Origin of the sequence: Streptomyces sp. NPDC001868, assembly GCF_040297125.1 — a bacterium.
Taxonomy (GTDB): Bacteria; Actinomycetota; Actinomycetes; order Streptomycetales; family Streptomycetaceae; genus Streptomyces.
This window is the reverse complement of the sequence record NZ_JBEOYO010000006.1, coordinates 278179-297878: the sequence shown is the minus strand read 5'-3', so window position 1 is coordinate 297878 and position 19700 is coordinate 278179. Positions and strand designations below refer to the sequence as shown.

Genomic DNA, 19700 nt, shown 5'->3' with positions numbered 1-19700 from the left:
CACGTGAGTGCGGCTCAGGCGGCTGTCATCACCGTGCCCATCGGGCGGTGCGGCGCGATGATCTGGCCGTCCGGCAGGAGCTCACCGGTGTCCTCGAAGAGCAGAACGCCGTTGCAGAGCAGGCTCCATCCCTGCTCCGGGTGGTGCGCCACGAGTCGGGCGCCTTCCCGGTCGGCGGATTCGGCGGTCGGGCACAGTGGCTGGTGCTGGCACATGGTTGTTGGGATCTTTCGGTTTGTCGTGTGGTCTGAGATGGCTGGTTCGTCTGTCCCGCGGCTTGAAGCCCCGTTCATGGCCGCCCCCCGTTGTGATAAATCGGTCCGGTCCCAGTGTTGCCCCACGGGCGTCAATCCGCAGGCATTTCGCAGCACGGCTTCTTCACAGGTTGATGACGCATCCGCCGCGCGGACGGTTCATCCCCACCACACTGTCCCTTCGGGTGGTTCGCAGTGGTCGGATGGGGCTAGTCCGGTGGGGGAAGAGTGCGTGAATGGCTCGTACGAGCGTATTGGCGCCCGAAAGAGCGGGAATTCCGGCAGTGGGAAACAAGCGCCCCGCCACCGGGATTTCGGTGGCGGGGCGCGAGCGGTCGAATGCGGGGGCGGCCGGGCTTTCAGGCGGGTGATCCCAGAAGTGGCACGGGTGCGGGTGTCAGCCGGGTGGTCAGTACCGGGAGGAGATCGGCGACCCGGTGCGGGCGGTGGGCCGCGATGCCGGGCGGTGCGGGCGCCAGCGGGACCAGCAGGTCGGTCGGTGCCGGATGGCCGGTGGCGCCGTCGGCGGTGGGGTCGGCGTGCAGCCAGAGCGTGAGCATGTACAGCTCGGGCACCGACAGCAGGCGTGGCTGGTAGGGCTGCTGCATGACCTCGGCCTGGCGCAGGGCGCGCTCGGTGGAGGTGATGTACGGGCCCTCGAAGAAGTGCGAGAACGCCCAGCCGTCCGGGGTGAGCCGGGTCTCGGCGGCGGCCACGGCACGGTCGCCGCAGCGGATCAGGAACCGCCATCCGGTGAGCCGGGTGGTGCCCGTGCCCTCGGGGGTGATCCGGTCGAGTACGTGGACGGGCAGGGGGAGTTCGGGGGTGGCGGGGCCTTGGGCGTTCTTCAGGGAGGGGGTTCGCGCCTCGTGGACGGCGGTGGGGGAACCGAGTGCCGTGAGGACGGTGCGCAGGGCGGGCGCGGGAGCCGGGGGGACATGCAGCGGCATGGTGGGTCGCCTCTCAATTCGACAGGCACGGTGGCGCGAGGGCGGGGGCGGACGGCGCTGTCAGCTCTCGGGGATCGGAGAGACGGGTGCCCGGGGTCCGGTGCGTGGGTTGGGTCCGCCGCGCGTGGCAGGACGGCAGGACCGAGGACCGCGAGTGCCGTTCTCTCAGCCTCGTTTGCGAAGTTTATACGACACGTGTTCACACGAGGTTTCGTCTAGCCGTTCCGGATATGAAGAGCAAGGCGGTATCCGGTCGCCGGAACATGGATGGCACCCCGTTTTCCCAGGGGGGTGCGTCGGTGACCTCGGATTACCGTCGCGTAGCGGACGGCCGGTTCTCGTCGGCGCTTTTCACGAAAGGTCACCGGGCAGAAAGCGCGTGCTCATTCTTGCCCGCTGAATGTGCCAGAAGCACGCCGAGTGAATAAGGTCGGAGGTGACCGTGCTCAGCCTAGCGTGTGCAGGTCGCGCGCAGGACGTTATCGGTGGCTCTGCCTGGGCATCATCATCCGTGGACCCGGGACAACCAGTGGCCGAGTCATCGGCCTGCCCATCCGAGGAGGGACACTTCGATGGGGGAGAAGGTCGTGGCGGGGCCGTTTGGCCTCTCCGATCGCCAGCAGTACCGCGACAAGCTCCACCAGTGCCTGGCGGGGCTGGCGCGGCTGCTGGAGGAGAAGCGGTTCGACCGCCCCAGGAACCTCATGGGTGTGGAGATCGAGCTGAACCTCGTCGATGGCGACGGTCTGCCGAGAATGATGAATGCGCAAGTACTGGAGCGGATTGCGAGCCGAGATTTCCAAACAGAACTCGCCATGTTCAATCTGGAAGTCAACATTGCGCCACATCGCCTGGACGGTCGCGTTTTCGACCAGCTTTCCGAGGAGCTGCGCACCTCCCTCGCGTATGCCGACCGCAAGGCGATCGAGGTCGGCGCGGGAATCGTGATGATCGGCATTCTGCCGACGCTGGACCGGGACGACCTGGTCTCCTCGAATCTCTCCGCGGGCGACCGGTACACCCTGTTGAACGATCAGATCGTCGCCGCCCGCGGTGAGGACTTCACCCTGGACATCGACGGGGTGGAGCGGCTCGTCTGCACCTCGAAGTCCATCGCGCCCGAAGCCGCCTGCACCTCCGTGCAGTTGCACCTCCAGGTCACCCCGGGCCGGTTCGCCGATGTGTGGAACGCCGCCCAGGCGGTCGCCGCCGCGCAGATCGCCGTCGGCGCCAACTCGCCGTTCCTGTTCGGGCACGAGCTGTGGCGGGAGTCGCGGCCACCGCTGTTCCAGCAGTCCACCGACACCCGGCCACCCGAACTCCAGGCCCAGGGAGTACGGCCCCGCACCTGGTTCGGGGAGCGGTGGATCTCCTCGGCCTACGACCTCTTCGAGGAGAACCTGCGCTACTTCCCGGCCCTGCTGCCCATCTGCGACGAAGAGGATCCGATCGGCGTCCTCGACGCGGGCGGGGTCCCCTCACTCGCCGAACTCACCCTGCACAACGGCACGATCTACCGCTGGAACCGCCCCGTCTACGGCATCGCCGACGGGGTCCCGCACCTGCGCGTCGAGAACCGGGTGCTGCCCGCCGGGCCGACCATCACGGACGTGATCGCCAACGCGGCCTTCTACTACGGCGTCGTACGGGCCCTCGCCGAGGAGTCGCGGCCCGTCTGGACGCGGCTGCCGTTCGAGACCGCCGCCGCCAACTTCGACGAGGCCTGCCGGCACGGCATCGAGGCGAAGTTCCAGTGGCCGCGCGGGCGCTACGGCGGGGTGGGCCCGGTGGACGCCGTGAACCTCGTACGGGACGAGCTGCTGCCGCTCGCCGAGGTGGGGCTGGACGCGTGGGGGGTCGAGCCCGTCGACCGGGACTTCTACCTCGGCGTGATCGAGGAGCGCTGCCGGCGCCGGGTCAACGGGGCGTCCTGGCAGGTGGAAACGTTCCACCAGGCTCTGGCCAAGGGCCTCGCCCGGGACGCGGCACTGGCCGCCACCACACGGCGGTACGGCGAGCTGATGCACTCCGGGGAGCCGGTCCACAGCTGGCCCGTCGGGCTGCCGGAGCCGGTGCCGCTGGGCTGAGGGAACCGTCTGTGAGGCAAGCCGCCGGAATGCTCCGGACCGCCGCGGGTGATGATGGACCTTCGGCGGGGACGGACAACTGGAGGCGTGGGTGCAGGGGCAGGCGGAGTCGGTGGAGGGTGCGCTGCCGGGGGAGCGGCCGGGGCGGCGGATCCTGAGGGACGAGACACTGCTCGTGCTCGCGGTCTCCCTCGGCGCGAGCGGGGTGTCCGCGCTGATCAGCTTCATCGGGTCGGTCACCAAACCGGGTGGGCTGAAGGACCAGGCGGCGACCATGAACGCCTCGGCCGCGCCTGGCCGGCCCTGGCTCGACCTCGCGTGGCAGCTCTTCGGGATCACCACCGCCCTGGTGCCCGTCGCCCTGGTCGCGCACTTCCTGCTGCGCGAGGGCGCGGGGCTGCGCACCCTCGGGTTCGACCGTACGAAGCCATGGCCCGACCTCGGGCGGGGCGCGGTGATCGCCGCGGGGATCGGGAGCACGGGCATCGCCTTCTATCTGGCGGCCCGCGGCCTCGGCTTCAACCTCACGGTGGTGCCGGAGGCGCTGCCCGAGGTCTGGTGGAAGTACCCCGTACTGATCCTCTCCGCGATCCAGAACGCGGTCCTCGAAGAGGTCATCGTGGTCGGGTATCTGCTGCGCCGGCTTCAGCAACTGGGCTGGTCGCCGGGGAGCGCGCTGGCCGCCAGCTCGGTGCTGCGCGGCTCGTACCACCTCTATCAGGGCATCGGCGGCTTCATCGGCAACATGGTGATGGGCGTGGTGTTCGTCTATCTGTACCGGCGGTGGGGGCGAGTGGGTCCGCTCGTGGTGGCCCACTCGCTGCTCGACATCGGGGCGTTCGTGGGATACGCGCTGCTGGCGGGGAAGGTGGGGTGGCTGCCCACCCCGTGAGCGGTGGCCGTGCGGTCGGCTGGGCCGTGCGGTCAGGCGAGGAGTTCGCCGTCGATGACCGTGACCGCGCGGCCGGAGAGCAGGGTGCGCTCGCCGCGGAGCTCGGTGCGGACGTGGCCCGAGCGGGTAGAGGCCTGGAGGCCGGTGAGATCCGGGCTGCCCAGGCGCTCGGACCAGTAGGGGGCGAGGGCGGTGTGGGCGCTGCCCGTGACCGGGTCCTCGTCGATGCCGAGGTTGGGGAAGAAGCAGCGCGAGACGTAGTCGTGGCCGGCGGCGGGGTCCTCGGCGCGGGCGGTGGCGATGATGCCGCGCGCGGAGTACCGGCCGAGGGAGCGCAGATCGGGGGCCAGGCCCAACACCGTCTTCTCGTCGGCGAGTTCGAGCAGTAGGTCGCCGACGTTCGGGCCGGTGTCGACGGCGTTGAGCGGCTCGGCGCCCAGGGCCTCGGCGACGCCGTCCGGGACGGCGACCGGGGTGAGCGGCGCGGTCGGGAAGTCGAGGGTGAGGGAGCCGTCCGGCCGGGGTGTGGCGACGAGGACACCGCTGCGGGTGGCGAACCGCACCGGGCCCGCGTGAGTGTTCGTCTCGGCCAGGACATGTGCGGTGGCCAGCGTGGCGTGGCCGCACATCGCCACCTCGGCGACCGGCGTGAACCAGCGCAGCGCCCAGTCGGCCTCGCCTCCCTCGGGGAGGGGGTGGGCGAACGCGGTCTCGGCGTGGTTGACCTCCTTGGCCACGTTCTGCAGCCAGGCGTCGTCCGGGAAGGCGGCGAGGAGGAGGACTCCGGCGGGGTTGCCGGAGAAGGGGCGGTCGGTGAAGGCGTCGACGATACGAATACGCATGGGACGACGCTAGGGGGTTGGGGAGGCCACGGGCCAAGGCCAATTCGGGGTTAGTGGACCGGTTTTCGGGGGCCAGTCGGGGCCCCCGGGCTTCCTGCGGCGTCGGGGCGGCGGTTCCGTCGTGGCCAGTGGGTCAGTGGGTCAGTGGGTCAGTGGATCAGTGGGTCAGTGGGTCTTGGGGTCGGTCGGCGGGGCGGGGGGCCGGTGGACTAGTGGACCGAGAAGCCGCCGTCCACGAAGATCGACTGTCCGGTGATGTAGCCGGCGGAGGGGCCCGCCAGGAACACCGCGGCTCCGGCGAAGTCGTCGGCCAGGCCGTTGCGTCCGGCCAGGGTGCGCGCGGCGAGGGCGGCCACCTTCTCCGGGTCGGACGACAGGCGTGTGTTGAGCGGGGTCGGGACGAAGCCGGGGACCAGGGTGTTGCAGGTGACGCCGTGGGGTGACCACTCCTCGGCCTGCGAGCGGGCCAGCGACTCCAGGGCGCCCTTGGAGACGCCGTACGCGCCGCTGCGGACGAACGCCCGGTGCGCCTGCTGGGAGGTGATGTGGATGATGCGTCCGTAGCCCCGCTCGGCCATGCCGGGGCCGAAGCGCTGGCCCAGCAGGAAGGGCGCGTCCAGGTTCACGGCCATGGTGGTGTCCCACACGTCCTCGCCCAGCTCGCTCATCGGCGGACGCAGATTGATCCCGGCGCTGTTGACGAGGACGTCGGGCTCGCCGAACGCCTCCACCGCCCGCTCCGCCGCCGCGCGCACGCCGGTCCGGGTGCTGAGGTCCGCGCTCGTCCAGGCCGCCCGGCAGCCGTCCGCCGTCAGCTCCTCGACCGTGGCCGTCAGCTCCGCCTCCCTGCGCGCGACGATCACCACGCTCGCGCCCGCCCGTGCGAGAGCGGTCGCGATGGCCTTGCCGATGCCGGAGCTGCCGCCCGTCACCACGGCGACCCGGCCGTCCAGCGAGAACAGTTCGGAGAGGTAGCTGTTGGAGATCATCCCCGCACCCTAGAGGGGGCTACGGCGGGGGCGGTGCGTGGGGAGCGCCGGAGTCTCGTCCGGCGGTGTCCGCCCGGCTGCTCCGCTGTTCCGCCCGGTTCGGGGTGGTGCCGATGACGAGGTCGATCGCGGAGGTGACGTCCGCCGCGATGTGGGTGGGCCGGTAGGAGTCCTGGGTCCAGGCGCGGGCGTTCGCCACCCAGACGCTGCGCAGGCCGAGTGCGGCGGCGCCCGCGATGTCGGCGTGCGGTGAGTCGCCGATGACCCAGGCGCCGGGCAGGGGGAGGCCGGCGGTGGCGGCCGCGGCGTGGAAGATCTCCGGTTCCGGCTTCTTGTGGCCGACGGCTTCGGAGACCACCCAGCCCTGGACGAGTCGGTCGAGCCCGGTGCCACGGATCTTCGTCTCCTGCTGGACGGTGCGGCCGTTGGTGACGATCACGCAGGTCCAGCCGCTCGCCCGCGCTCTGTCGAGTGCCTCGCGGGTGGCGGCTGCCAGGACCACGCGGCCGGCGGCGCCGGTGTCGAGCAGGGTGCGGACGGCGAGGGGCGGGACCGTGCCGCCGTAGCGGTCGGTCAGGGCGGCGGCGACCTCGGGGCGAGGGGTGTAGCCGCCGGCGTCGACGGCTGTCACCCACGGCAGGTCGGTGGCGGGCAGGCCGTGCGCGGCGAGGAAGGCCGCCGCCGCCTCGCGGAAGGCCGCGTCGCGGTCGATCAGGGTGTTGTCCAGGTCGAGCAGCAACAAGGGCATGCGCGGCAGTAGACCACGACGGCGCTTCGAGTCGGCTTCGAGCCGGGATTCGAGTCGGGGGTTGTCAGGCGACAGGTACCGATATATCGTTGAGGCATCGCGACAGATCAACGATGGAATGGAGTGATTGCGATGCGTTCCCGTGGACAGGACTTCGGATTCGAGCGTGGACATGGACGCCGTGGCGGGGACGGCCCCCGCGGCCGAGGTGACGCCGAGGCGCTGCGCGCCGCCTTCGGGCCCTTCGGGCCGGGCCATGGTGGTCCCGGGCCGTTCGGACCCTTCGGTGGTGGCCCCTGGGGTGGGCGCGGCCGGGGCGGACCCAGGGGAAGGGCACGGCGGGGCGACGTACGCGCGTCGATCCTGGCCCTTCTCAAGGACAGGCCCATGCACGGCTACGAGATGATCCAGGAGATCGCCGAGCGCAGTGGCGGGGCGTGGAAGCCCAGCCCCGGCTCGGTGTACCCCACCCTCCAGCTGCTGGAGGACGAGGGGCTGATCGCCAGCGCGACCGAGGGCGGCAAGAAGCTGTTCTCGCTCACCGAGGCCGGTCGCACCGCGGCCGAGGAGGGCCCCGAGGCCCCCTGGGAAGAGGCCTCGCGCGGGGTCGACTGGGAGGCGCTGAGCGAGATCCGGCAGGCCGGCTTCGGTCTGATGGAGGCGTTCGGCCAGGTCTGGAAGACCGGCGACAAGGACCAGCGTGACAAGGCGCTGGCGGTGATCAACGAAGCCCGCAAGAAGCTGTATCTGATCCTCGCCGACGAGGACTGACGGCGCTGAGTGCGTGAGCGCGTGGGTGAGTGGGTGACCCGTGCGTGAGAGCGCCCCGTGGAGGTTTCCGCGGGGCGCTTTCGCGTGCGTGGGGCGCGTGAGTGGTGCGGGCGGGGCGTGGGGTCAGGTCACGAGGGCGCCCAGCTTGCGCAGGGACTCGTCGAGGGCGGCCGTGGCGGAGTCCTTGAGCTTGCCCGACATCAGGGAGACGGCCGCCCCGGTGAACCGGCCGTCGATGCGGACCGTGGTGGCGTCGCCGTCGGGGGTGAGGGTGTAGCGGGTGGCCAGGTCCACGGCCATCGGGCCCTTGCCGCGGATGGCCAGGGTGCGGGCGGGCTCCAGTTCGGCGATGGTCCACTCGACCTCCGCCGGGAAGCCCATGAGCCGCATGTTCTCCTGGAAGGTGCCGCCCACCGCGAGAATCTCCGGGCCGCCCTTGGGGAAGCCGGTGTGGGTCGAGTTCCACTCTCCGTACGCGGACCAGTCGACGAGCCGGGCCCAGACCTGCTCGGCGGGTGCCTCGATGCGTGCCTCCGCGCTGACATCGGCCATGCGACAACCCCTTCGTCTCGGACGGTGGTGTCGCGGAACGTAGCCGTGGGGGCTGGAACATTCAATACTGATGAACCGTCAGGAAGGGGTTCCGGTCGGCGCCTCTTGCTCAGGCCACCGATGCCCGTCCGGACTGACGCCTCCCGGTCCGGACTGAAGGGTCCCGGTCGGGACTGGCGTCTAGGGCACCTGGCGGATCAGCGCCGCGTCGAACACGTCCCACGCGCGCGGGAGTCGGCTCTCGTCGTGGCAGTGCCAGGCCTCCCAGAACAGGTCGGCGGGCAGCGCGTTCGGGGGGCCGTACACCCGGTACACGTACTGTCTGCCGTCGACCGCCGGCAGGGCCACCAGCCAGCACCCGCTCTCCATGAGGTGAAGGACGAGCGCCGGTGCGGCGCGGTTGCTTGAGGGGCGCGAGGCAAGGAGGCGCGCGCCCCTGAGACGGGGCGGCCGGATCTCATCCGTAGGGAGGAGGGATGCGTCCTCTCCACGCAACCTGTGTCGGACGCGAAGATGCTTCCTTTCGTGGATGACCCGGGGGCGGTGGGACTGATGGGGTGGAGGGCGTGCTACCCCGTATCCCCCGGCAGTCGGCCGTAGACCATGGTCCGGACCACGTGGAGATCGAGGGCAGGCTCACCGATGAGCTGGCCTCGGTGGTCGCCGGTGCGCGCAGACGGGCCCTCCGCGACGGGGACCGGCAGATCGACACCGCCCATCTGCTGCACACGCTCGTGGAGTCCGACCCCGAGGTCCGTGCCCTCTTCGACGGCCCGCAGGTCGCCCGCCTGCTCGGCTATCTGGTGCAGCGCAGCATCGGCTACGGGCTGCGCTGGCGGATCGGTGTCGAGGACGTCGGCGTCGTCCCGGGGGTGCCCGGCACTCCCGGCTGGTCGCCCGTGGCGGCCCGGGCGATGACACAGGCGTACGACCGTGCCGTGCGGCGGGGCGAGCGGTCGGCCCATGGCGTCGATCTGCTCGCGGTGCTCGTCACGGTCGCCGGTTCGAGGGCCGTGGAGGTGCTGGGCAAGGTCGGTGTCGACGCGGGAGCGATGGCGCTGCGGATCGCCGCGGCGGGCGGGGGTCTGGCCGAGGGGTACGGGGCGGGTGGGGACGGGAGCTCTTGGGGCGCGCCGGCCTGACGTCCAGCCGGTGAGACAGGTGTCATCGGGGGTGACGCTCCTGTCGTCTGCTGTCATCATGTGCCGGTGTATACGTCTCAGGGGAGTCAGGGGCATCGCGGGCGCGGTGTCGGGCTGGTGCTCGCGCTCGGGTCCGCGGTCGCCTTCGGTGGATCGGGTACGGCGGCCAAGCCGCTCATCGAGGCGGGGCTCGACCCGCTGCACGTGGTGTGGCTGCGGGTCGTGGGCGCCGCGCTGGTGATGCTGCCGCTCGCCGTGCGCCACCGGGATCTGGTGCGCCGGCGGCCCGCGCTGCTCGTCGGGTTCGGACTGTTCGCCGTGGCCGGTGTGCAGGCCTTCTACTTCGCCTCGATCTCCCGTATCCCCGTCGGTGTCGCCCTCCTCGTGGAGTACCTAGGGCCGGCCATCGTCCTCGGCTGGGTGCGGTTCGTGCAGCGGCGGCCGGTGACACCGGCCGCGGCGGTCGGGGTCGTCCTCGCGGTCGCCGGCCTCGCCTGTGTCGTCGAGATCTGGTCCGGGCTGAGCTTCGACCCGCTGGGGCTGCTGCTCGCGCTCGGGGCCGCCTGCTGTCAGGCCGGGTACTTCGTGCTGTCGGACCAGGGGAGCGACGCGGGGGCACAGGCGCCGGATCCCCTCGGCGTCATCGCCTACGGAACGCTCGTGGGCGCGGTGGTGCTGACGGTGGTGGCCCGGCCGTGGGGGATGGACTGGGCGGTACTCGGGGGTGTGGCGCGGATGGACGGTACGGCCGTTCCGGCGTGGCTGCTGCTGGGGTGGGTGGTGCTGATCGCCACGGTGCTCGCGTACGTCACCGGGGTGGTGGCCGTGCGGCGGTTGTCGCCTCAGGTGGCGGGGGTCGTGGGGTGCCTTGAGGCGGTGGTCGCGACCGTGCTCGCGTGGGTGCTGCTGGGGGAGCGGCTGGCGGTGCCGCAGATCGTGGGTGGGGTGGTGGTGCTGGCCGGGGCGTTCGTCGCGCAGCGGGCCGCTCCGCGGAAGGGGGCGCCGTTGAAGGTGGCGTCCGGTGGGGAAGAGGTTGCACCTGAGCTGTCGGTGGGGCGGGGGCGGTGATGCCGTGGGGGCCGGGTGGTCTTCGGGCCGCGGGTCCGGTGAGGGTTGCTCGCGCAGTTCCCCGCGCCCCTGACGGGGCGCGGCCCATCGGCGCATCGGCTTCTCCGCCCTACAGGGCCCTGAGGTGGTCCGGGAGTTCGGTGCCGGGGGCCAGGTCGGGGTCCGGGATCGGGGTCTCGTAGCCCTTGCGGAGGGGGACGAGGCCGGCCCAGTGGGGGAGGGTGAGGTCCTCCGGTTCGTCGTTGACGCCGCCGGTGCGGGTCTTGGCGGAGACCTCGGTCAGGTCGAGGCGGATCACGGAGGTGGCCGCGAACTCCTTGCCGTTGGCGGGCCGGGAGCCCTGTGAGCGGCCCGGCACGACGTGGTCGACGAGGGCGTCCAGAGCGATCCGCCGCTCCTCCGGGTCGGTGACCTGATGGGCGGTGCCGTGCACCACGACCGAGCGGTAGTTGATCGAGTGGTGGAAGGCGGAGCGGGCCAGGACCAGCGCGTCCACATGCGTCACCGTGAGGCACACCGGGAGGCCCGGGTCGGCCTGGCCCGTCATCCGCAGCGGGCGCGAGCCCGTCGAACCGTGCACATAGAGCGTCTCGCCGACCCGGCCGTACAGCGTGGGCAGCACCACCGGCGCGCCGTCGCGGACGAAGCCGAGATGGCAGACGTACCCCTCGTCGAGTATCGAGTGCACCAGTTCCCGGTCGTACGAGGCCTTCTGCGCGCCCCGGGTGGGGACCGTGCGGTCGGTGGGGGTGTAGGCGGTGTGCGGTGGTGTCGTCGACTGGGCGGTCTCCGTCATTGCGCTCTCCATTGCACTAGTGCATAATCTGCTTTGTGCTAGGAGAATACATGATCACCGGGCGGCGCGCAGCGGAGATTGCGGCGAGCGTCGAGCAGGCGGTGGGTGCGGGAGAACTGGAACCCGGGCAACTGCTTCCGCCCATGCGGGAGTTGGCCGAGCGGCTCGGAGTGAACCCGAACACCGTCGCGGCCGCCTATCGCACGCTGCGCGAGCGCGGGGTCATCGAGACCGCCGGGCGACGGGGAAGCCGTGTGCGGCCCCGGCCGGCGACCACGGGGCGCGAGTACCTCCGGGTCGATGTGCCGGAAGGGGTGCGCGACCTCGCCGACGGCAATCCCGACACGACGCTGCTGCCACGCCTCGCGGAGGCGTTCGCGGCGGCCGCCGAGCAGGGCGACCGCGAACCGGTGCTCTACGGATCGGGGGCCGTGGAGCCCGAGTTGGCACGGATCGCGCGGGCCGAACTGGACGCCGACGGCGTGGCGGACGGGCCCATCACCGTCACCTCCGGATCCCTCGACGCCATCGAACGGGTCCTGGCCGTCCACCTCAGACCCGGGGACGCCGTCGCCGTCGAGGACCCCGGTTGGGGCAGCGTGCTCGACCTCGCCCCGGCGCTCGGGCTGCGCGTCGTCCCCGTCGGCGTCGACGACGAGGGGCCGCTCGCCGACGACGTACGCAAGGCGCTGGAGGCCGGGGCGCGGGCCCTGATCGTCACCGACCGGGCGCAGAACCCGACCGGCGCCGCAGTGAGCGCCGCACGCGCGCGTGCCCTGCGGTCCGTGCTGAGGGACCATCCCGAGACCCTGCTCATCGAGGACGACCACGGCTACCGGATCGTCGACCAAGCCCTCCACCCGCTGGCCGGGGCCACCCACAGCTGGGCCTTCGTACGGTCGGTCGCCAAGGCGTACGGCCCCGACCTGCGGCTCGCGGTGCTCACCGGGGACGCCGTCACCGTCGACCGGGTGCGCGGACGGCAGCGGCTGGGGCCGGGCTGGGTGAGCCGGCTGGTGCAGCGGGCCGTCGTACGGCTGTGGTCCGGCGGTGCGGTGGACGCCCCGGCCGTGGCGCGGGCGTACGGACGGCGGCGGGACGCGCTGATCGGCGCGCTCGCCCGGCGCGGGGTCGAGGCGCACGGGGTCAGCGGGATGAACGTATGGATCCGGGTCCCGGACGAGACCGGCGCGGTCGCCCGGCTGCTGCACGCGGGCTGGGCCGTCGCGCCCGGCGCGCGCTTCCGGATGAGCGCCCCGCAGGGGATCCGGATCACCGTCTCCACCCTCACCGACGAGGAGATCGGGAGGGTGGCGGACGCGGTGGCCTCGGCGGTCGGGCCGGGGGCGGGCGGAGGGTATGTGTGAGGTCACCCGTGCCGGTTCACCTGCGCGGCCCGGCCTGGGTCAGTGCCGCGCCCGCCAGGACGATCGCCGCGCCGACCGGGGTCGACCAGGCCAGGGACTCGCCGAGCAGCGCGACTCCGGCGGCCGTGGCGATGACCGGGATGAAGTAGGTGACCATCTGGGCCGTCGTGGGGCCGACCTCGGAGACGAGACCGTACTGGACGAGCATGGCGACCCCCGTGCCGAGGGCGCCCAGCGCGATCACCGCCAGCAGGGGCCAGACCGGGAAACTGCTCGGCAGGGTCGTGAACAGCGGGGTGACGAGGGCGAGTTGGCCGGTGGCCAGCAGGAGTTGGGCGCCGGTGAGGGAGAGGTGCGAGACGGTGGTGCCGGCCAGGGTGCGGCGGACGTAGATCCAGCCGATCGGATAGCTGAGCGAGGCCAGCAGCGCCATCGCGGTGCCCGAGGCGTCCAGGCCGCTGAAGCCCTGCCAGGCGCCGAGCACGGTGAGCACACCGAGGAAGCCGAGGCCGAGACCGGCGACCCGCACCCGCGTCGGGCGGTCCTCCGAGAGCGCGACCAGGGAGAGGGCCATGCCCCACAGGGGCGAGGTCGCGTTGCAGATGCCCGCCAGCGTGGAGGGGATCGTCAGCTCCGCGTAGGCGAAGAGGGAGAACGGCAGGGCGTTCAGGAAGAAGGCCGCCACCGTGAGGTGCCCCCAGGTGCGGGCGCCGCGCGGCAGCCGTTCCCGCTTCACCGCCATCGCCGCCGCGAGGACCAGCGTGCCGAACAGCAGCCGCCCGAAGGTGACCTGGAAGGGCGCGTACGCCTCCGTACCCACCTTGATCAGAAGGAAGCTGAAGCCCCAGACGAGGGAGAGGAAGGCGAAGCGCAGCCGCCAGTCGACGGTGGTGCGCGAGCGGTCGGAGGCGGGGGCGGGAGGTCGGGTGGGCGCGGCCGTGGTCATGCCCGTAACGATGGTGCCGATCGATCTCGTAGCACAAGCGAGAATTGATGAGCTGAATCTCGTAGCATCACTTACATGTTGAATCTGGAGCGCCTGCGTACCCTCGACGCCCTCGCCCGGCACGGATCGGTCAGCGGGGCCGCCGAGGGGCTGCATGTGACGACCTCGGCCGTCTCGCAGCAGATGGCCAAGCTGGAGCGGGAGGTGGGGCAGCGGCTCCTCGCCAAGAACGGGCGGGGCGTACGCCTCACCGACGCGGGACGGCTGCTCGCCGACCACGCGGCGCGGATCCTCTCGCAGGTCGAACTGGCGCAGTCGGACCTGGAGGCCCAGCGGGGGCAGGTCGTCGGCGAACTACGGCTGGCCGCGTTCCCCACAGCCGTCCGGGGGCTGTTTCCCGCCGTCTTCCGCGCACTGCGGGACGACCACCCGGCGCTGCGCGTGCGCTCACGGGAACTGGAACCCGAACTCGCGATCAACGCCGTGATCCGGGGCGACGTCGACCTGGCCGTCGTCCTCGACTGGTACAACAAGCCGCTGCCCGTGCCCGAGGGGCTCGCCAGGGCCGCGATCCTCGACGACCCGGTGGAGGTGGCGCTGCCCGACGACCACCCGCTCGCCGGCCGGGACGAGATCGACCTGCGGGAACTGGCGGAGGAGCCGTGGGTCGCCTGGCCCGAGGGCGAGTTCTGCCACGAATGGCTGCTCTACACGCTGCGCGCCCACGGCATCGAACCCCACATCGCCCACCGCGCCGGCGAGCACCACACCCAACTCGCCCTGGTCGCCGCCGGGCTGGGCGTCTGTATCGCGCCGCGGCTCGGCCGCGACCCGATGCCGGCCGGCATGCGGACCGTGCCGGTACGCCACCGGGTCCATCGCAGCGTCTACGCGGTGTGGCGCGCCGACGCCGACCGGCGACCGTCGATCAGGGCGGCGGTGGAGGCACTGCGGACGGCAGGGGGCGCGGGCGGAGCGGGCGGGGCGGGGTGAGGTCGTCGGCCTGCACGGCTGACCCTGCTTGCGGAACGGGTTGACCTAGAGCGAGCCCAGCTTGCGGAAGTCCCAGGACGCGATCGCCTCCGGTGTCAGCCGCAGCCAGGCGTGCCTGCCGTCGTGGGGCATCTCGTCGATGCCGAAGTTCTTGCGGGCGAACAGCCGCTCCACCTCGACGAGTTCGGGGACCGGCTCACCCGTGCGCGGTGTCTCGCCGACGAACTCGACGGCGCCGGACAGCTCGACACCGCGCAGCTCGCCGTACTCCTCGCCCGCGTCGACGACGACGGCGCAGCGCGGATCGCGGCGCAGCGCGGACCAGCGCCTGCTGCGGGTGATCGAGTAGAGCCAGAGCGAGGTGCCGTCCCAGACGAACCAGAGCGGGCTGATGTGCGGGGCCCCGTCGGGCGAGACCGTCGCGACCCGGCAGGTGCGCTGAGCGCTCAGGAACGCGTCGAGTTCGGCGGGCTCCATCATGATCTTCCGGCCCCGGCGCTGAGTGACGGTCATGGAATCCCCTCCGCTGACGTGGCGTCAGAAGAGCATCGGCCGTCTTCCGTCCATGTGCAAGGGGCGTTACGCTCGCCCGCCCGATCGCCGGCGACAAGGGGAACGTCATGCCGTCGTACGCGAGTGAGTCGAAGCGGCAGCGGGAGCTGAGCGGGCTCCTCGATCCCGCCACCACCGTCCTGCTCACCGTCGAGTGCCAGCGGGGTGTCGTCGGACCGGACGGCGCGCTGCCCGAACTCGCCCGCGAGGCCCGTGCCTCGGGAGCGCTCGCCAACGTGGCCCGGCTCGTCGCAGCGGCCCACGGAAGCGGGACGCAGGTCCTGCACGCCGTCGCCGAGCGACGGCCGGACGGGCGGGGCGCCAACCACAACGCCCGCCTCTTCCGCGCCGCCGAACGGTTGCCCGTACGGCAGTTGACGGGCACCGCCGCCGTACGCGTCGCACCGCCCATCGAGGTCGCCGAGGAGGACCTGATCGTACGGCGGCTGCACGGGCTGTCCCCGCTGGCGGGCACCGACGTGGACGCCCTGCTGCGCAATCTCGGGTGCCGCACCCTGGTCGTCACCGGTGTCTCGGCCAACGTCGCCGTGCCGAACGCGGTGTTCGACGCGGTGAACCTCGGCTACACCGTCGTCGTGCCCGGGGACGCCATCGCGGGGGTGCCTGCCGACTACACCCCCGCGATGATCCGCCACACGCTCGCGTTGGTCGCCACGGTCGCGACCACGGACGAGGTGGTGGCTTGTCTGGGGCGGGGTGGGGATACCTGACGAACGTCAGGCCAGCACGATCGACTCCCCGGACACCTTGACCTCCTTGGCCGGCAGCGGCTTCGTCGCCGGGCCGCTCTTCACACTGCCGTCGGCGATCGAGAAGTTGCTGTTGTGACAGGGGCAGTTGATCACGCCGTCGGCGATCGTCTTCACGGCGCACCCCGAGTGGGTGCACACGGAGGAGAACGCCTTGTAGGTGCCCGCCTGCGGCTGGGTGACGACGACGCCCTCACTGTCGAAGATCTTGCCGCCGCCCTCGGGGATGTCCGAGGTCTTGGCGAGCTCGGTGCCGCCCGCGCCGGCGTCGCCCCCCGTGCTGCCGCTGCTCGCCTCCGCGGTCGAGTCGCCGCTCGCGCCGCCGTCGGCGCCGGAACCGGGCGAGACCGACTCCGAGGAGTCGTCCCCCGACCCGCACGCGGTCAGCGCGACGGCGAGTCCCGCCACGCCGGCCGCCGTCATGACGGTGCGACGGCCGGGAATCGAGGAGGGCTTGATCGTTTCGCTGGTCATGCTGTCGGTTCCTTCCGAGGTGGCTCTGCACTTGCGCCCATGGATACGGCGAGCCCGTGCTTGAACGTTCAGACAGGGTGCACATCTTGGCCTGTCCGGGATCACGATGGCGTCAAAAGCAGCTGTCCGAAAGCTGTCAGTCTGCGGCGCGGGCGAGCCCTGCGGAAGGATCGGCATTCTCTGTGTGAGGTTTCCATGCAACGCAAAGGGGGATTCGGGCATGAAATGCTGAACACCCCCATGGGTGCGAAAAATGTCAGGTGTACTCCCAGACCCAGTAGCCTTTCGCGAGGCTGTCCGAGCCGTCGACGTAATTGCAGAAATGGAAGATGTTGGTTCTGTCCGCCCAGGCCCAGGCGCCGTCGGAGCACTCGGTTGCATGCTGAAAGGCCCTTCGCGATGGCCGCTCTTCTGCAGACGATCGCGATGCGTCCGTGATCACCCTTGGTTACTATGCTCACTTCATGCCGGAGGCCGGCAAGGGCGCACCGCCAAGGACGGCGAGGCTGAAGAGATGGATGGCCTGGGAGAGTGCTGAAAGAAGTTGCGGCGACCCGGTATATCGCGCCGCTGCGGGAGGGCGGCTCGTTGCCCGGTCTCGTCGAGGCCGACGACCGCGGGACGTACGTCCTGAAGTTCACCGGTGCCGGGCAGGGCCGCAAGACGCTCGTCGCGGAGGTCGTCTGCGGTGAGCTGGCCCGACGGCTCGGGCTGCGCGTGCCTCGTCTGGTGACCGTCGACCTCGATCCCGTGCTGGGGCTCGGCGAGCCCGACGAGCGGGTGCAGGAGCTGATCAAGTCCAGCGGCGGCACCAATCTGGGCATGGACTTCCTGACCCGCGCCCTCGGCTTCGACCCGCTCGCCTTCGAGGTGAGCCCCGAGGAGGCCGGCCGGATCGTCTGGTTCGACGCGCTGATCAACAACGTGGACCGCTCCTGGCGCAACCCGAACCTGCTGATGCGGCACGGCGAGCTGTGGCTCATCGACCACGGCGCCACCATGATCTGGCACCACCACTGGCCCGGCGCCCGCGCCTCCGCCGCCAAGCCGTACGCCGCCGCCGACCACGCCCTCGCGCGCTTCGGCCCCGATGTCGCCGCAGCCGCCGTGGACCTCGCGCCGCTGGTCACCGAGGACCTGCTCGCCGAGGTGACCGCCGAGATCCCGGACGTCTGGCTGGCGGACGAGCCCGGTTTCGAGACGCCGGACGCGCTCCGGCGGGCGTACGCGGAGCCGCTGCTCGCGCGCGCCGCCGACATTCACGAACGTATCGAGGGGATCGAGCACATCGAGGGGACCAAGTGAACGACCGCTTCCTGGGGACCGGGGCTTCCGGGCAGGACGTCTACGAGTACGCGCTGCTGCGGATCGTGCCCCGGATCGAGCGCGGCGAGTGCTTCAACGCGGGCGTCCTCGTGTACAGCCGGTCCCGGGCCCTCGTGGCGGCCCGTACGCATCTCAACGAGGCCAAGCTGCTGGCGCTGGACCCCGGGGCGGACGTGGCGGGCGTGCGCGCCGCGCTGCGCGCCGTGGAGGGTGTGTGCGCCGGGGGAGAGGCGGCCGGGCAGGCCGCCCTGGACGACGCCGGACGGCGGTTCCGGTGGCTCGTCGCGCCCCGTTCCACGGTCGTGCAGGCGGGGCCCGTGCACACTGGGCTCACCGCGGATCCGGCGGCGGAGGCCGAGCGGCTGCTCGCTCTGCTGGTGAAGTGAGAGATCGGCGGAAGGGCGTCGGCCGACGGCCCGAGGGCCGACGTAAGGGATCACACCTGGTGGAACGTTGACACCGGGTGCCAGGACTTCTAGCGTCACGTGTGCTGAAGGTACTAAGCGGTCGCTCACCACCTGGGGAGTGCCGTAGGAGCCGCATCCAAGGGCGAGGAGAACCAGCAATGTCCACCACTGAGCAGCGTGTCGCCGTGGTCACCGGTGGCGCGCGCGGCATCGGCGCCGCGACCGCCGTACGACTGGCCGCCGAGGGCCGTGCCGTCGCGGTGATCGACCTCGACGAGGCCGCGTGCAAGGACACCGTGGAGAAGATCACGGCGGCGGGCGGGAAGGCGCTCGCGGTCGGCTGCGACGTCTCAGACGAGACTCAGGTCGAGGCCGCCGTCACCCGGATCGCCGAGGAGCTGGGCGCCCCGACGATCCTCGTGAACAACGCGGGCGTGCTCCGCGACAACCTGCTGTTCAAGATGGGCGCGTCCGACTGGGACACGGTCATGAACGTGCATCTGCGCGGTGCCTTCCTGATGGCCAAGGCCGTCCAGAAGTACATGGTCGAGGCCAAGTTCGGCCGGATCGTGAACCTGTCCTCGTCCTCCGCGCTCGGCAACCGGGGCCAGGCCAACTACTCCGCCGCCAAGGCCGGACTGCAGGGCTTCACCAAGACCCTCGCCATCGAGCTCGGCAAGTTCGGCGTCACCGCGAACGCCGTCGCGCCCGGGTTCATCGTCACCGACATGACCGCGGCGACCGCCGCCCGCGTGGGCATGGGCTTCGAGGAGTTCCAGGCCGCGGCCGCCACCCAGATCCCGGTCCAGCGCGTGGGCCGGCCGGAGGACATCGCCGGCGCGATCGCCTACTTCACGGGCGAGGACGCCGGATTCGTCTCCGGCCAGGTGCTGTACGTCGCCGGCGGACCGCTCAACTAAGGGATCGGGAACATGACTTCGGTGGAACTCCCCGAGCTTTCGGGCAAGGTCGCCCTCATCACCGGCGCCAGTCGCGGCATCGGCTACGGCATCGCCGAGGCCCTCGTCGCGCGCGGCGACCGGGTGTGCGTCACGGGCCGTAACGAGGACGCCCTCAAGGAGGCTGTCGAGCAGCTCGGCGCCGACCGCGTCATCGGTGTCGCGGGCAAGGCCCACGACGAGGCCCACCAGGCCCACGCCGTCGAGCGCACGATGGAGGCCTTCGGACGCGTCGACTTCCTCGTCAACAACGCCGGGACGAACCCGGTGTTCGGCCCGATCGCCGACCTCGACCTGAACGTGGCCCGCAAGGTGTTCGAGACGAACGTCGTCTCGGCCCTCGGCTTCGCCCAGCGGACCTGGCACGCCTGGCAGAAGGACAACGGCGGCGCGATCGTCAACATCGCCTCCGTCGCCGGGGTCTCCGCGTCGCCGTTCATCGGCGCGTACGGCATCAGCAAGGCCGCCATGATCAATCTGACCGTGCAGCTGGCGCACGAGTACGCGCCGAAGGTGCGGGTCAACGCGATCGCGCCCGCCGTGGTGAAGACCAAGTTCGCCCAGGCCCTGTACGAGGGCCGGGAGGCCGAGGCCGCCGCGTCCTACCCGCTCGGCCGGCTCGGTGTGCCCTCCGACATCGGTGGCGCCGCCGCGTTCCTCACCTCCGGGCAGTCCGACTGGATCACCGGCCAGACCCTCGTCGTCGACGGCGGCATCTTCCTCAACGCCGGGGTGGGCTGACAGAGTACGGCGGGTGCCGGTACGAGCTTCACCGAAGATCTCCGGCGCCCGTCCGCACCCCTCACAGGGGCTCG

General features: G+C 71.4%; 23 protein-coding genes. 12 read left to right on the top strand and 11 right to left on the bottom strand.

Annotated elements, in window-relative coordinates:
• Window positions 1-14 precede the first annotated feature (14 nt).
• Both ABT147_RS10505 and ABT147_RS10500 read right to left on the bottom strand, forming a co-directional pair.
• The gene (locus ABT147_RS10505) at window positions 15-215 is read right to left on the bottom strand and encodes a DUF5999 family protein (protein WP_028796697.1); all 201 of its coding nucleotides are present in this window, start codon (window positions 213-215) and stop codon (window positions 15-17) included.
• A 398-nt stretch (window positions 216-613) separates the two neighbouring features.
• Complete coding sequence (locus tag ABT147_RS10500) at window positions 614-1204, bottom strand: hypothetical protein (protein WP_351404061.1); 591 nt, start codon at window positions 1202-1204, stop codon at window positions 614-616.
• A gap of 572 nt (window positions 1205-1776) precedes the next feature.
• Here ABT147_RS10500 and ABT147_RS10495 point away from each other — a divergent pair.
• Window positions 1777-3291 (top strand): glutamate-cysteine ligase family protein, encoded by a 1515-nt coding sequence (locus tag ABT147_RS10495; protein WP_351404059.1) that lies wholly within the window; start codon window positions 1777-1779, stop codon window positions 3289-3291.
• A 91-nt stretch (window positions 3292-3382) separates the two neighbouring features.
• Window positions 3383-4183, top strand: coding sequence for a CPBP family intramembrane glutamic endopeptidase (locus ABT147_RS10490; RefSeq protein ID WP_351404057.1), 801 nt, complete (start codon window positions 3383-3385; stop codon window positions 4181-4183).
• Window positions 4184-4215: 32 nt separating this feature from the next.
• Here the strand turns inward: ABT147_RS10490 and ABT147_RS10485 are convergent, their stop codons facing one another.
• From ABT147_RS10485 to ABT147_RS10475, 3 genes are all read right to left on the bottom strand, one after another.
• Window positions 4216-5025, bottom strand: coding sequence for a PhzF family phenazine biosynthesis protein (locus ABT147_RS10485; RefSeq protein WP_351404055.1), 810 nt, complete (start codon window positions 5023-5025; stop codon window positions 4216-4218).
• 209 nt (window positions 5026-5234) lie between these two features.
• On the bottom strand, window positions 5235-6014 hold the full coding sequence (locus ABT147_RS10480; RefSeq protein ID WP_351404053.1) for an SDR family NAD(P)-dependent oxidoreductase: 780 nt from the start codon (window positions 6012-6014) through the stop codon (window positions 5235-5237).
• 19 nt (window positions 6015-6033) lie between these two features.
• The gene (locus tag ABT147_RS10475; protein WP_351404051.1) at window positions 6034-6762 is read right to left on the bottom strand and encodes an HAD family hydrolase; all 729 of its coding nucleotides are present in this window, start codon (window positions 6760-6762) and stop codon (window positions 6034-6036) included.
• 132 nt (window positions 6763-6894) lie between these two features.
• On the opposite strand from ABT147_RS10475, the gene ABT147_RS10470 reads away from it, so the two are divergent.
• Window positions 6895-7533, top strand: coding sequence for a PadR family transcriptional regulator (locus ABT147_RS10470; protein WP_351404049.1), 639 nt, complete (start codon window positions 6895-6897; stop codon window positions 7531-7533).
• Between the two features lie 123 nt (window positions 7534-7656).
• On the opposite strand, the gene ABT147_RS10465 is transcribed toward ABT147_RS10470, so the two are convergent.
• Window positions 7657-8085, bottom strand: coding sequence for a type II toxin-antitoxin system Rv0910 family toxin (locus tag ABT147_RS10465; protein ID WP_351404047.1), 429 nt, complete (start codon window positions 8083-8085; stop codon window positions 7657-7659).
• Window positions 8086-8265: 180 nt separating this feature from the next.
• Window positions 8266-8454, bottom strand: coding sequence for a hypothetical protein (locus ABT147_RS10460; RefSeq protein WP_351404045.1), 189 nt, complete (start codon window positions 8452-8454; stop codon window positions 8266-8268).
• A gap of 188 nt (window positions 8455-8642) precedes the next feature.
• Here ABT147_RS10460 and ABT147_RS10455 point away from each other — a divergent pair, with 188 nt between their 5' ends.
• Window positions 8643-9227 (top strand): peptidase, encoded by a 585-nt coding sequence (locus ABT147_RS10455; RefSeq protein WP_502983063.1) that lies wholly within the window; start codon window positions 8643-8645, stop codon window positions 9225-9227.
• Window positions 9228-9287: 60 nt separating this feature from the next.
• Window positions 9288-10295 carry an EamA family transporter gene (locus tag ABT147_RS10450; protein ID WP_351404042.1) on the top strand — a complete coding sequence of 336 codons (1008 nt, stop codon included), beginning with the start codon at window positions 9288-9290 and terminating at the stop codon, window positions 10293-10295.
• Between the two features lie 109 nt (window positions 10296-10404).
• Here the strand turns inward: ABT147_RS10450 and ABT147_RS10445 are convergent, their stop codons facing one another.
• The gene (locus ABT147_RS10445; protein ID WP_351404040.1) at window positions 10405-11091 is read right to left on the bottom strand and encodes a pyridoxamine 5'-phosphate oxidase family protein; all 687 of its coding nucleotides are present in this window, start codon (window positions 11089-11091) and stop codon (window positions 10405-10407) included.
• Window positions 11092-11126: 35 nt separating this feature from the next.
• On the opposite strand from ABT147_RS10445, the gene ABT147_RS10440 reads away from it, so the two are divergent.
• Window positions 11127-12458, top strand: coding sequence for an aminotransferase class I/II-fold pyridoxal phosphate-dependent enzyme (locus tag ABT147_RS10440; protein ID WP_351404038.1), 1332 nt, complete (start codon window positions 11127-11129; stop codon window positions 12456-12458).
• A 16-nt stretch (window positions 12459-12474) separates the two neighbouring features.
• Here ABT147_RS10440 and ABT147_RS10435 read toward each other — a convergent pair whose 3' ends face one another.
• Entirely contained in the window at window positions 12475-13404 is a 930-nt protein-coding gene (locus ABT147_RS10435) for a DMT family transporter (RefSeq protein WP_351404036.1), read from the bottom strand.
• A gap of 75 nt (window positions 13405-13479) precedes the next feature.
• On the opposite strand from ABT147_RS10435, the gene ABT147_RS10430 reads away from it, so the two are divergent.
• A complete protein-coding gene (locus tag ABT147_RS10430) occupies window positions 13480-14397 on the top strand; it encodes a LysR family transcriptional regulator (protein WP_351404035.1) in 918 nt (305 codons plus the stop codon).
• A 45-nt stretch (window positions 14398-14442) separates the two neighbouring features.
• Here the strand turns inward: ABT147_RS10430 and ABT147_RS10425 are convergent, their stop codons facing one another.
• Window positions 14443-14910 (bottom strand): pyridoxamine 5'-phosphate oxidase family protein, encoded by a 468-nt coding sequence (locus tag ABT147_RS10425; protein ID WP_351404033.1) that lies wholly within the window; start codon window positions 14908-14910, stop codon window positions 14443-14445.
• A 107-nt stretch (window positions 14911-15017) separates the two neighbouring features.
• Here ABT147_RS10425 and ABT147_RS10420 point away from each other — a divergent pair, with 107 nt between their 5' ends.
• Window positions 15018-15680: a cysteine hydrolase family protein gene (locus ABT147_RS10420; RefSeq protein WP_351404031.1), complete on the top strand. Its 663-nt coding sequence runs from the start codon at window positions 15018-15020 to the stop codon at window positions 15678-15680.
• 6 nt (window positions 15681-15686) lie between these two features.
• Here ABT147_RS10420 and ABT147_RS10415 read toward each other — a convergent pair whose 3' ends face one another.
• Window positions 15687-16193 (bottom strand): Rieske (2Fe-2S) protein, encoded by a 507-nt coding sequence (locus ABT147_RS10415; protein WP_351404029.1) that lies wholly within the window; start codon window positions 16191-16193, stop codon window positions 15687-15689.
• Between the two features lie 531 nt (window positions 16194-16724).
• Here ABT147_RS10415 and ABT147_RS10410 point away from each other — a divergent pair.
• From ABT147_RS10410 to ABT147_RS10395, 4 genes are all read left to right on the top strand, one after another.
• Window positions 16725-17498 (top strand): HipA family kinase, encoded by a 774-nt coding sequence (locus tag ABT147_RS10410; protein ID WP_351404027.1) that lies wholly within the window; start codon window positions 16725-16727, stop codon window positions 17496-17498.
• Window positions 17495-17905, top strand: a complete 411-nt coding sequence (locus ABT147_RS10405; protein ID WP_351404025.1) for a DUF3037 domain-containing protein — start codon at window positions 17495-17497, stop codon at window positions 17903-17905. The genes ABT147_RS10410 and ABT147_RS10405 overlap by 4 nt, the downstream gene beginning before the upstream one ends.
• 179 nt (window positions 17906-18084) lie before the next feature.
• Window positions 18085-18846, top strand: coding sequence for a 3-oxoacyl-ACP reductase FabG (fabG, locus tag ABT147_RS10400; protein ID WP_351404023.1), 762 nt, complete (start codon window positions 18085-18087; stop codon window positions 18844-18846).
• Between the two features lie 12 nt (window positions 18847-18858).
• On the top strand, window positions 18859-19626 hold the full coding sequence (locus ABT147_RS10395) for an SDR family oxidoreductase (protein WP_351404021.1): 768 nt from the start codon (window positions 18859-18861) through the stop codon (window positions 19624-19626).
• Window positions 19627-19700: the final 74 nt, after the last annotated feature.